The 11,948-nt window shown below is 71.8% G+C and carries 10 protein-coding genes; 4 read left to right on the top strand and 6 right to left on the bottom strand.

The genetic code is table 11. The annotated features are described in order from the left end of the window. Positions 1-74: 74 nt before the first annotated feature. Together AUC44_RS11635 and murF are read right to left on the bottom strand one after the other, a co-directional pair. Positions 75-797, bottom strand: coding sequence for a hypothetical protein (locus AUC44_RS11635; protein WP_062158813.1), 723 nt, complete (start codon positions 795-797; stop codon positions 75-77). A gap of 125 nt (positions 798-922) precedes the next feature. Next, a complete protein-coding gene (gene murF, locus AUC44_RS11630) occupies positions 923-2,239 on the bottom strand; it encodes a UDP-N-acetylmuramoyl-tripeptide--D-alanyl-D-alanine ligase (protein ID WP_062158811.1) in 1,317 nt (438 codons plus the stop codon). 81 nt (positions 2,240-2,320) lie between these two features. On the opposite strand from murF, the gene AUC44_RS11625 reads away from it, so the two are divergent. Both AUC44_RS11625 and AUC44_RS11620 read left to right on the top strand, forming a co-directional pair. Beyond that, entirely contained in the window at positions 2,321-4,075 is a 1,755-nt protein-coding gene (locus tag AUC44_RS11625; protein WP_062158809.1) for a bifunctional metallophosphatase/5'-nucleotidase, read from the top strand. 68 nt (positions 4,076-4,143) lie between these two features. Further along, complete coding sequence (locus AUC44_RS11620; RefSeq protein ID WP_062158807.1) at positions 4,144-5,127, top strand: acetamidase/formamidase family protein; 984 nt, start codon at positions 4,144-4,146, stop codon at positions 5,125-5,127. Positions 5,128-5,140: 13 nt separating this feature from the next. Here the strand turns inward: AUC44_RS11620 and AUC44_RS11615 are convergent, their stop codons facing one another. Then, the gene (locus AUC44_RS11615; protein ID WP_062158805.1) at positions 5,141-6,481 is read right to left on the bottom strand and encodes an amidohydrolase family protein; all 1,341 of its coding nucleotides are present in this window, start codon (positions 6,479-6,481) and stop codon (positions 5,141-5,143) included. A gap of 30 nt (positions 6,482-6,511) precedes the next feature. Here AUC44_RS11615 and AUC44_RS11610 point away from each other — a divergent pair, with 30 nt between their 5' ends. Continuing rightward, positions 6,512-7,207, top strand: coding sequence for a helix-turn-helix domain-containing protein (locus tag AUC44_RS11610; RefSeq protein WP_062158802.1), 696 nt, complete (start codon positions 6,512-6,514; stop codon positions 7,205-7,207). Positions 7,208-7,380: 173 nt separating this feature from the next. On the opposite strand, the gene AUC44_RS11605 is transcribed toward AUC44_RS11610, so the two are convergent. Both AUC44_RS11605 and AUC44_RS11600 read right to left on the bottom strand, forming a co-directional pair. After that, positions 7,381-8,946 carry a DAK2 domain-containing protein gene (locus tag AUC44_RS11605; RefSeq protein WP_062159819.1) on the bottom strand — a complete coding sequence of 522 codons (1,566 nt, stop codon included), beginning with the start codon at positions 8,944-8,946 and terminating at the stop codon, positions 7,381-7,383. 61 nt (positions 8,947-9,007) lie between these two features. Continuing rightward, positions 9,008-9,340, bottom strand: coding sequence for an Asp23/Gls24 family envelope stress response protein (locus AUC44_RS11600; protein WP_062158800.1), 333 nt, complete (start codon positions 9,338-9,340; stop codon positions 9,008-9,010). Between the two features lie 122 nt (positions 9,341-9,462). Between AUC44_RS11600 and AUC44_RS11595 the strand changes: the two genes are divergently transcribed. Next, positions 9,463-10,785 carry a M17 family metallopeptidase gene (locus tag AUC44_RS11595; RefSeq protein ID WP_062158798.1) on the top strand — a complete coding sequence of 441 codons (1,323 nt, stop codon included), beginning with the start codon at positions 9,463-9,465 and terminating at the stop codon, positions 10,783-10,785. 55 nt (positions 10,786-10,840) lie between these two features. Here AUC44_RS11595 and AUC44_RS11590 read toward each other — a convergent pair whose 3' ends face one another. Next, positions 10,841-11,761 carry a transcriptional regulator gene (locus AUC44_RS11590; protein ID WP_062158797.1) on the bottom strand — a complete coding sequence of 307 codons (921 nt, stop codon included), beginning with the start codon at positions 11,759-11,761 and terminating at the stop codon, positions 10,841-10,843. Positions 11,762-11,948 lie beyond the last annotated feature (187 nt).

Raw genomic sequence — 11,948 nt, 5'->3', positions numbered from 1 at the left:
GCGAGGCGGCCCCTGTTCCGGGCGGGCGTCGGTGATCCCACCCGGGCAGACTCCTGCCGGGGAGGTTCCCGACCTCAGCGGGCCGACAGATCAGGCCCGAAGACGCGCAGGGTGCCGTTGGCCGAGACGGTCACCAGCCACGCCCCCACCACCCCGATCCGGCCCGGGCCGTGAGGCAGCCGGGCCCGCACCACGCCCGCCGCGTCCAGCCGTTCCAGGGCCGCGCCGGTCAGGCGGTAGGTCCCCACGCCCGTCCCCACCTCCGGCAGGGTGCCGCCGCGGACGCCGCCGGGCGCCCAGTTCAGGACTGTGAACCCCTCACCCGGCAGGGCCGCGCCGTCGGCGACCCGCACCACCCGGCCGCCCAGCAGCAGGTAGTCGAGACCGTCCCCGCCCGTGAGGGCCGCCTCCGGCTGGCCCAGCGCGCCCGCAGCGTCCGTCCCGTCGTATGTCACGGCGCTGCCGTTCTCGCGGTATACCCGGCTGGCGCTCATGGCCGCCACGCGACCCACGTTCACGCTGCCGGGCGCACCGTCCAGCGTGACCACCGCCGCCAGGGACGGCACCCCCGCCCAGGCCTGACCGCCATGCCACGCAACGTCCACGGCCGGAGGCAGCGCCGGACAGCTCGGCTGAAAGGACGGTGCCCGCGCCACACACGCCCGCCCGCCCGACACCCAGGCCACCCCTGCCTCACTGAAGGCCGCGCGCAGGCCAACTGGCGCGCGGGCGGGGGCCGTCATGGACGGGGCGCAGGCCGTCAGGCTCAGCAGCAGGGCACTCAGGAGAAGGCGCATGCCCACATTCTGACCATCACGTCCCTGAGGGGCATGAAGGGGCGGTCGCCGGTGCCGGGCGGAGGCTGTTGCCGACACGACGGCCGCCCGTCGCCCTCAGAGCGGGGAGAGCGACCCTTCCCCGGTCAGCGGCCCTCCGGGGCGCCGTCGCGGACCGTCAGCAGCGCCTGCACCACCACGTCCAGGCCAACGCCTTCCTGCGCGCGGCGCTCGGGTGTCCAGCTGATCCCGCGGCTGGCCTTGATCAGCACCACGTCCCCGTCACGCACCTCGGTCAGCAGGGCGGCCGTCAGGGCCGGCACCGACTCGAAGGCCCGCTCGCCCAGCTCCCGGCCGAAGGCGCCCACCCCGAAGGTCAGGTCCGCGCGCTCGCGGGCGTAGGCGCCCACCTCGGCGTGCAGGGCCTGCTCGGTCCGACCGAGTTCCAGCATGCGGCCCAGCACGCTGATCCGCCGGCCCCCACCCGCCGGCGCCCAGCCGTGCAGGGCGTCCAGGGCGGCGCGCACCGCCACCGGTGAGGCGTTGTACGCGTCGTCGATCACCGTGAAGCGTCCCGGATGCACCCGGTAGCGGCCCCCCGGCACGCTGACCCCCCCCAGCCGCGCCGCCGCTGCGGGCAGGGGCAGGCCAGCCTCGCGGGCCAGCTGGAGGCCCAGCACCGCCGCTTCCGCCTGCACGGTGGAGGCCAGCGGCAGCGTCACGGGCATCCCGCCGAAGCGGAACGACGCCCCCTCGGGCGTGACCGTCAGGGCCTCGCCCGCGAAGGTCACGTCCCCGAAGCCGTAACTGTCCACCCCGGGGTAGAACGCCGCCGCCTGCGAGCCCACCAAGCCCCGCACCGGCTGCCCCGCCACGTCACGCAGGATCACGCCCTTCTCCCGCGCGATGCCCTCGATGCTGCCCAGCTGCTCCAGGTGGGCCGGGCCGATCGTGGTGATCACGCCCACGTCCGGCCGCACCAGATCCACCAGCTCGGCCATCTCACCGACCCGGTCGATCCCCATCTCCACCACCAGCGGCCGCCCGGCCCGGCCGGACTCGATCAGGAAGCAGGCGATCGCGGGCATGGTGTTGAAGACCGGCATGAACAGCGCGTCCAGCGCCGCCGCCACGTAACTCTTCGCGGTGGTCTTCCCGGCGCTGCCGGTGACGCCCACCACCAGCGGCGCGCAGGCGCGCTCCGCGCGCGCCCAGGCGAACAGCGCCGCCTGCGCGTCGGCCACCCGCACGGCGCGCGGCACGTCCAGATCCGTCAGTACGAAGGGCGCGCCCGCCGCCAGCGCCTGCTCGACGAAGGCGTTGCCGTGCGTCCGCTCCCCCGGCAGCGCCACGAAGGCCACCGCCGGGCCGGCCTCGCGCGAATCCCAGGTCAGGCGCCGCGCCGCGCGGGCCTCCGGATGAACGGCGGCAGTGAACGGGAGCGGCAGGTGCGGATCCAGCATGGCAGGCAGGCTAACACCCCCACCGGCCTGACCGGGTACACACCACACCGCCTGCGGAGATGAGTAGACTGTGCAGGTCATATGAAAACCATGCCTGTTCTGCTGCTGACCGTGGCCCTGGGCCTGACCGCCTGCACCACCGGTACCCTCGTTCCCGAGCCCACCAACGTCACCATCCTGGGTCTGAACGACTTCCACGGGAACCTCACTCCGACCAGCTTCACGACTGCCGAGGGCGCCAAGATCAGCGCCGGCGGCATCGAGGCCATCGCCGCGGAGGTCAACGACGCCCGCAAGGCCAACCCCAACACCATCCTGGTCGGCGGCGGTGACCTGATCGGCGCGAGCCCCATCACCAGCGGCCTGCTGCGCGACGAACCCGCCGTGTACGCCCTGAACGACATGGGCATGAAGGTCAGCGCGCTGGGCAACCACGAGTTCGACCAGGGCCTGGACGAGCTGTTCCGCATGCAGAACGGCGGCTGCAACAGCAACGACGCCAGCAAGGCCTGCAAGTACGACACGACCTACACCGGCGCCACCTTCAAGTGGATCGGCGCGAACGTCGAGTACAACGCCACCTCCGGCAAGACCGGCACGCCCTTTGCGCCCTACGTCATCCAGGAGATCAACGGCCTGAAGATCGCGTTCGTGGGTGCGGTCACCAAGACCACGCCCGGCATCGTGTCCCCCGACGGCGTGAAGATGCTGAACTTCACCGACGAGGCCGCCGCCGTCAACAAGTACATCCCCGAGATCAAGGCCAAGAAGCCCGACGCGATCATCATGCTGATCCACGAGGGCGGCGAGATCCTCCGCAAGGACAAGGACGGCAAGGAGATCAACAAGGACGTCACCTACAACACGGTGGGCTGCAAGGCGCTCGACGAAACGTCCCCCATCGTGGGCATCGCCAAGCGCGTCGATCCGGCCGTCAGCGCCATCATCAGCGGCCACACCCACCAGGGTTACAACTGCCTGGTGCCTGATCCCACCGGTAAGGACCGCATCGTGATCCAGGGCGACTACTACGGGCACCTGCTGCAGCGCCTGGATCTGGTCGTGGACAAGGCCAACCACAAGGTCATGCAGGTCAAGGCCGCCAATCTCGTCGTGAACTACGACGCCCGCAAGGCCAGCGGCACCCTGGCCGCCAACATGACGGCGATCGTGAACAAGGCGAACGACAAGGTCGCCGCGATCAAGAACGTGCAGATCGCCACGCTGGGTGACCCGCAGATCCAGCGCGGCATCAGCAATGCCCGCAACACCGAGTCCGCGCTGGGCGACGTGATCGCCGACGCCCTGCTGTACACCACCAAGGCCCAGGGCAGCCAGATCGCCCTGATGAACCCCGGCGGCATCCGCGCCGACCTGCCCGACGCGACCGCCATCAAGCCCGGCAACGCCGTGAACTTCGGCGACGTGTTCGCGGTGCATCCCTTCGGCAACACCACCACCGTCCTGACCCTGACCGGCCAGCAGATCAAGGACCTGCTCGAGCAGCAGTGGAGCGGCGCGAACGCCAGCGCCATCAAGCTGCTGCAGGTGTCCGAGGGCTTCAGCTACAAGTACACGCTGAGCAACCCCGACGGGCAGCGCGTGAACATCGCCGACATCACCCTGAACGGCACGCCCATCAGCGCGACCGCCACCTACCGCGTCGCCACGAACAACTTCCTGGCGGCCGGTGGCGACAACTTCACCGTGTTCAAGAACGCCACGAACGTCGTGCAGCTGCCCGGCCTGAGCGACACCGACGTGCTCAGCACCTACCTCAAGGCGTTCGGGCCCAGCCTGAAGAACGTCGTCAAGGGCCGCATCGTCAAGCTCTGAGCTGAGCGTCCACCCGCCCGCCCCGGTCCACATGCGCCGGGGCGGGCGTTCTGCTCTACCCTGGAGCCATGACCCGCCACCACCTGCGCCTGGACGCCCTGCACACCGTCTGGGACAACGCCCTGCCGCCTGCCCTGACCGTCGCCAGCGGGGATACCGTCACGCTGGACACCCTGGACGCCTCGGGCGGCGGCGTGGCCCGCCGGGTGGCGAGCGGTGACCTGAGCGCCCCGGACGATCTGCGCGCCCTGATCCTCGCGGACGTCCGCGACCCCCTGGACGGCCCGCGCGGGCACCCGCTGACCGGCCCGCTGTTCGTGGACGGCGCGCAGCCCGGCGACGCCCTGCGCCTCGAGATCCTGGACGTGCAGACCGCCGCGTGGGGCTGGACCGGCTGCCGCCCGGACGGCATCGGCCTGCTCGACGCCGCGCTGGCCGCCGAGGGCCTGCGCCCCCACACGCACCTGTGGGACCTGCGCGCCGGCACGCACGCCGACTTCCGACCCGGCATCCGCGTGCCCCTCGCGCCGTTCCCCGGCGTGATCGGCGTGGCCCCCGCCGCCCCTGGCCCGCACCCCACCGCGCCGCCCCGGCACGTGGGCGGGAACATGGACGTGCGGCAGCTCGTGGCGGGCAGCACCCTGTGGCTGCCGGTGGAGGTGCCCGGCGCGCTCCTCTCGGCGGGCGACCTCCACGCCGCGCAGGGGGACGGCGAGGTCAGCGGTACCGGCATCGAGACGAACGGGCAACTGACCCTGCGGGTGCACGTCGAGCGTGACGCCGGGATCACCACCCCGGAATTCGTCACGCCTACCAGCGGGGGCCAGAGTCGCCAGTGGCACGCCACCACCGGCCACCACCCCGACCTGATGGAGGCCGCCCGCATCGCCCTGCGCGCCCTGCTGCGCCGCCTGGAAGCGCGCGGCCTCAGCCTGGAAGACGCCTACGTCCTGGCGAGCGCGTGCGCGGACCTGAAGATCAGCCAGATCGTGGACGCCCCCACCTACACCGTCAGCGCGTTCCTGCCGCTCGACATCTTCCGGGAGGCGTGACGGGCCGGCGCCCTCACGCCTCCAGCGCGGCGCGCAGGCTCGCCAGGGTCAGGGGCCGCCCGCCCTGCACCACCAGCCGGACGTCGCGGGTGGCGCGGATATCGGCGGTGGGATCGCCCGCCACGACGAGCAGGTCCGCCACCGCGCCGGGCTGCACGCGGCCCAGATCGGCGCGGCCCAGGATGTCGGCCGCCGTGCCCGTCGCGGCGCGCAGGGCCTGCGTGGGGGTCAGGCCCGCGCGCACCAGCCGTTCGAGTTCCGCGTGCAGGCTCCCGCCGGGCAGGGTGAACGCGCCCGCCGGGGTGTCGGTGCCCGCCCCGACCCGCCCGCCCAGCCGGGCGACCCGCACGGCGAGCTGCGCGGCCAGTCGCGCGTCCGCCCGCGCCAGGGCCCGGATGGACCGGGTGCCCGCGTGGACGGCATTCCACTGTGCCTCCAGGCTCTCCCGCAGGGGCCCGCCCTGCCCGGCGAGCGGCAGGTCACGCTGGTCGGGCAGGGTGTCGGTCGTCAGCGGCGCGAACACGCTCAGGGTCGGCACCAGCGCCGTGCCCGCCGCCACGGTCAGGGCGGCCAGTTCGTCCAGTAGCGCCGTGGGGAGCTCGCCCGCCGGGTCGAAGCCCGCGCGCGTGGCGGCCAGGGCGAACCCGCTGGCATGCTCCACCGAGCGCACACCCAGCGCCAGGGCCTGCCGGGCGTCCACCTGCGCCGCGCGGCCCCGCGTGGTGAGCAGGCCCAGGTCGGTCATGACCGGCAGGTCCAGCCGGGCGGCGGCGCGCGTGGCGGCCGCGTAGGCCTCCGGGGCAAGCGCCTCGTACAGCTTGAGGTGCGTCACGCCCTGATCGGCCAGGAATGCCACCGCTCGTTCCGCCTGCGCGGGGGTGCGCACGATCAGCGCCCCGGCGCTGCGTTCCTGCCCGTCGCCCGGCTCGTGGACCGCGCCGGGCCCGAACTGGCGGAAGAAGGCGTCCGGGCCGTCCAGCAGCGGCCCCGAGGGCAGCACGCGTGGCGCGAGCCCCGCCGGGGTCAGCAGGGCCGCCACGGTCTCCAGCGAGTTGCAGGCGTCCCGCACGGTCGTCACGCCCGCCGCCACGAACCACGGCAGGTACCCCGTCCGGGCGTGCACGTGCAGGTCGATCAGACCCGGCAGGATCGTGCCGCCGGTCTGCACGGTCACGGCGTCCTCCAAGGCGACCAGCTGGGCGGCGGGGCCGACCGCCTCGATCCGCCCCGCGCGGGTGAGGACCGCGCCGTCGTCCAGCGGGGCGTCCTCCACCCCGGTCCACACGCGACCCCGCCACAGGACCGGCGCGCTGGGGGAGAGGTCGGGCAGGGTGGGCAGCGTGAAGGTGGGCATGGAGCCAGCTTCACGGGTAGGCTGCTCGCCATGACAGGCCCCACGGTGAGTAGCCCGCACGAGGTGACCGACCTGGCCGCCGTGACCCTCCTTGTTCACGACCGGACCCGGCGGGTGCTGGGCGCGTTCCTGGGCCGCGAGCAGACCGTGGCTGGCGCGGCGCGCGAGACCGGGCTGGACCTCCGGGTGGTGCACCGGGACGTGCAGGCCCTCCGGCGGGCGGGCCTTCTGCGCGTGACCCGCGAGCAGGCGCGCGCCGGGCGGCCCGTGAAGATGTACCGCGCCCATGCGGACGACCTGTTCGTGGACGCCCGGCATCTGCCCCAACAGGCGGGGGAGGGGCAGGCGGCCGCGCTGGATCCCCTCTTTCACCACGCGGTGGCAAGGGAATTCCGCCGCGCCCTGAGCGATTTTTCGCCCGGCTGGGGCCTGCGGGTGTACGCCACGCCGGACGCGCCGGGATTCGCGGTGCTGGAGGGGCCCCGCAGCGCCCGCCGCCTCAGTCCGCTCGACGAGTGGCAGGGCCCCCCGGCCCGGATGCTGAGCGGCACCCCCACCGCCCACCTGACGACCGCCCAGGTGACCGAGGTGCAGCGCGACCTGATCCTCCTGATGCGCAAGGTCGCAGAGTTCAGCGCCGCCAATGCCGGGGCAGGCCAGCCCGTGCTGCTGCGCCTGGGCCTGGCCCCGCTGACCGAGGATGAACTCCGGAACCTGCACCGCTGAGCGCAGACGTTGGAGGCGTTCGGGGGTGCCCTCAGGTCCGTTGCCGTGGCTTGGCGGTTGCACCTGTCAGGTCAGGGTGGCAGAGGCAGGGGCCGACGCTCAAGTGAACGCCGACCCCTGCCCGGTGCTGTCCTCAATTCATTCCACAGTGCTGACTGCGCTGCTGACTGCGCTTATTCCACCGTGACGAGGTAGTCGTACAGGTCCGGCCCGCCGGGGTGGGTTTCGACCTCGGCCATGCTGAATTCCTTCCCGATCCGTCCGGCCAGGGCGTCCAGGTCCTCCTGGGTGTGCTGCGGGCCCCCGAACACGGTGATGATCTCCTGGCCCTGGTAGTGGCGGTTGAGCATCTCCATGACGCTGTCCTCGGGGCTGCCGCCGCTCTGGACGAGTTCGTCGTCCATCAGGCCGATCACGTCGCCTTCCCTGATGTCCAGGGTGCGGCCGTCCTTCACGGTGATGTTCGTGGTGCGGCTGGCGCGGGTCACCTCGAAGGTCGTGACGGCGCGGGACGCCTCGGTCATGCCGTCCACCAGCTCCTCGGCGGGCACGTCGGGGTTGAAGTTCAGCGCCGCGCCGATGCCCTGGCCCAGCGTGCGGGTGGGAATGACGACCGCGCGGCCCTCCATGAGTTCCATGGCCTTCTCGGCGGCCATCAGGACGTTCTTGTTGTTCGGCAGGATGATGACCTTCTCGGCGCTCACGCTGCGGACAGCGTCCACGATGTCCTGCACGCTGGGGTTCGCAGTCTGCCCGCCGGACACGATCCGCGCCCCGAAGCCCCGGAACAATTTGACCAGCCCGTACCCGCTGGCGACCGCCACGAGACCGGTCGGCGCCAGTTCCTCCTCGGCGCGGGCGGTGGCACCGGCCATGCCGAGGATCTCGGTGTGCTGCTCGCTCATGTCCTCGACCTTCGTCTTGAGCATCTTCCCGTAGCGGCCCACCGTGGCGAGCAGCTGATCGGGTTCGTTCGTGTGGATGTGGCCCTTGACGTACCCCTCGGCGCCCACGACAAGCAGGCTGTCCCCGAACGGCGTGACGAGTTCACGGATCTCCTCGATGGGTTTGGTGGCCTCGCTCATGAGGAACTCGGTGCAGAAGCCGAACTCCTCGTTCTCGAACTGCTCCTGCGCGTAGCTGGTGATCTCCGGCGCGGGCGGCAGCGCCTCGCCGCGCAGCTGCGCGAGCATGCCCTGCACGATGTACAGGTAGCCCTGCCCGCCGCTGTCGATCACGCCCGCCTGCTTCAGCGCCGGGAGCATCTCGGGCGTCTGGTCGAGCAGTTCCTGACCTTTGAACAGGGCGTTCTCCAGCACGTCCTCGATGTGTTCGCCCGCCTGCGCTGCCCCCTCGGCCACGCCGCGCGCGACGGTCAGGATGGTGCCCTCCACGGGCTTCATGACGGCCCCGTATCCGGTCTTCTGCGCCGCCTGGAACGCGCGGCCCAGCGCGGCGGCGTCCACGACCTTCAGATCCTTGATCGCCTCGGCGAAGCCCTTGAGGAGCTGCGAGAGGATCACGCCGCTGTTCCCACGCGCGCCCAGCAGCGCGCCGTAGCTGATCGCGCGCGCCACGCCGGGCATGCTGCTCTCGTCGCAGGTGTCCAGTTCGCGGCGCACGGACTGCATGGTCAGGTGCATGTTCGTGCCGGTGTCGCCGTCCGGGACGGGGTAGACGTTCAGCGCGTTGACCTGCTCGCGGTACACGCCCAGCCAGTCGGTGGCGTAGCGCAGCATGCGGGCCAGATCGGCGGGGTTCAGGTGCGCGCGGTGGCCGGTGTTCGCGGCGTTCGGGACGTCAGACACGCTGCACCCCCACGGCGTGCACGCGCGCGGCGCTCAGGTCGATGCCCGCCTGGGTCTTCACGGTGTGTTCCACGCGCTCCACGATATTGCGCGCCACGGTGGGGATGCTCACGCCGTACGCGACGACCACGTACAGGTCGGCGGCGTACTTCGCGCCGTCGCGGCTGATCACGACGCCGTCACTGACGTTCGCGCGGCCCAGCACGCGGCTGAGGCCCTCTTTCAGGTTGCTGGGGGCCATGCCCACCACGCCCGGGATCTCGTGGGCAGTCAGCCCGATCAGTGAGGCGAGGGCCGCCTCGGTGATTTGAATGGAGCCATTCACAGTAAAGGGCAGTATACCCGTCCGCCCCTGTTCCCTCCCGGCAGGCCCGCCGCCGCGCACCATCCCTGAGCCCGTCCCGCCCTGCGGAACCCGGCCAGGGCGGCGCGTGGTCTACTCCGCGCATGCCTCTGGTCACTGCCATGGACGCCGCCGACCTCACCCTGTCGTTCGTCACGCCGGACGGGGGCCGCCTGACCCGGGACCTGAACGGGGGAGAGGTCCGCCTGACTGCCCGCCACGAGGACGGCGATCAGGCCGCCGCCCCGCGCCCTACCAGCGCCGCCGAGGCGCGCGAGGTGGGCGCCGCGCTGATGCGACTGGCCCGCGAACTGAAAGCCACGCGCGTGAGGGTGCCCGCCAGCGAGCACGCCGCCGCGCTGGCCGCCGCCGCCCTGGCCGAGGACTGGCGTGACGGCCGCTACCGCCAGACCACCCCCGCACCGGTCCAGCTGTTCGTGGAAGGCCTGGGCGCCGACGAGCAGGCCCGCATCGAGGCGCTGGGCGCGGGCCTGACCCTCGCGCGGGACCTCGTGAGCGCCCCGGCGAATGTCCTGAACCCCGCCACGCTGGCCCGCGAGGCCCGCACCCTGGAAGCGCACGGCGTGGACGTGGACGTCTGGGACGGCGACGACATCGCCGCGCGCGGCATGAACCTCCTCGCCGCTGTCGCGGCGGGCAGCGCCACGGGGCCGCGCCTGATCCGCGCGACCATTCCCGCGCGGGGCGAGGCCCACACGGTCGTCGCGCTCGTCGGGAAGGGGATCACCTTCGACACCGGCGGGTACTCCATCAAGCCCGCCGCCGGCATGGTGAACATGAAGAGCGACATGGGCGGCGCGGCCGCCGTGCTGGGCGCCGTGCGCGCCCTGGCCGCCCTGCGGGACCTGATCCCCGAGGGCGTCGAGGTGCGCGCCTACGTCGCCGCCGCCGAGAACATGGTCGGCCCGGACGCCATGCGCCCCGGCGACGTGTACCGCGCCGCCAACGGCCTGCACGTGGAGATCACGAACACCGACGCCGAGGGCCGCCTCGTGCTGGCCGACACGCTGACCGTCGCCTGCGAGGAAGGCGCGACCGAACTCGTGGACCTCGCCACGCTGACCGGTGTGAAGGTCAGCGCGCTGGGCAACGACATCGCCGCGCTGTTCAGCAGCGACCCCGCCCTGACCGCCCGCCTGAAGGCCGCCGCGCAGGACGCGGGCGAGCACGTCTGGGAACTGCCGCTGCACCAGCCGTACCTGAAGACCTACCGCAAGGGCACGGTGGCCGACCTGAAGAACAGCGACATGCAGCCCGCCGGGGCGAGCATCAAGGCCGCGCTGTTCCTGGGGCAGTTCGTCACGCGGCCCTGGGCGCACCTGGACATCGCCGGGAACGCCACGCGCGAGGAACACGCCACCGGCTGGGGCGTCGGCACGCTCGTGGAATACGTCCTGGCGAGGTAGACGGGAAGTGGGAAGTGGAGCGTGGTGACTCCGCCTCCCACTCCCCACTGTTCGCTCACATCGCGGGGTTGATCTTCCCGCGCAGCACGAGCTTCATGCGCTGCCCCAGCCGCTTGTACAGCGGCGGGGAGTGCTGCGCGCGGAAGTCCATGGTGGCCTCCTCGCTGCCCACGTCATGCCCGTACTTCTGCGTCAGGAAGTAGCGGTGGTCCATGATCCACAGGTACAGGTCGGCCTCGGTGCGCCCGGGGAAGCGGGACATCACGTCGTGCAGGTCGAGGTTCTCCACGATCCGGCAGTACAGGCGGCGGTACCAGCTCTCCACGGCCTCCTCCCAGGTGACGGGCGGCAGGCCCGCGCGGTCGGGTTTGCGGTCCATGAAGTACTGCCGGGTGCGGATGTGCTCGAGCAGTTTCTCGTAGCGGCCCGGCGTGGTGAAGCGGATCGGGTGGTGGTTCGGCACGAGCGTGTCGAGGTTCGTGGCCTTCAGCAACTGCGCGTACTCGCCCTTGATGATCAGGTCCTTTAGGGTGTCGCCCTCCTCGGGCGGGACGGTGACGTGCAGTTCGATCACGTACGCGTCGATGAACTTCTGCCCCTGACGGCGGGCGACGGACACGCGGTGGTTGCCGTCCTTGACGAAGTACAGGTCCCCGACCTTGTACACCTGGATGGGCGGCAGTTCCTTGCCCTGGAGCTGCGCGGCGCGCACGCCGATCCAGCGTTCGTCCAGGTGCGCTTCCTTGGGCAGGTAGTGCCGGTCGAACTCGCGGTAGCGGTCCACCGACCCGATGATGTGGTCGACCTCGATGGTCTCCAGGCCGCGCTGGTGCTCGCCGTCCGGCGAGAGGTGACGCACCCAGTCGAAGGGCAGCAGTTCGTTCGGCTGCCGCCGCAGGATGGACAGGAGGTCGCGCACGTCCCCGAGAAAACGGGCGCGTTCGACGTCGTGTTTGGCCTGATCGAAGATGGACATGGGACTGGCTCACTCCTTGTGTCCCCCCTGGGGGGGCGCGCGGGGGCCGGGTCGCCTCTGTCACCGCCGGGAGAGAGAAGCCCGGACTTGGTGTGCAGTGTACACCTGCGCGTGTCAGGATTCGGTGACGAATGCCCTCTGCCCCCAGCAGACCCTGCGGGCCGCGCGGCGGCCTTCTGATTCGCTT

The sequence above is a fragment of the Deinococcus actinosclerus genome, from assembly GCF_001507665.1.
GTDB lineage: Bacteria > Deinococcota > Deinococci > Deinococcales > Deinococcaceae > Deinococcus > Deinococcus actinosclerus.
This window is presented reverse-complemented; position numbering and strand designations above follow the sequence as displayed.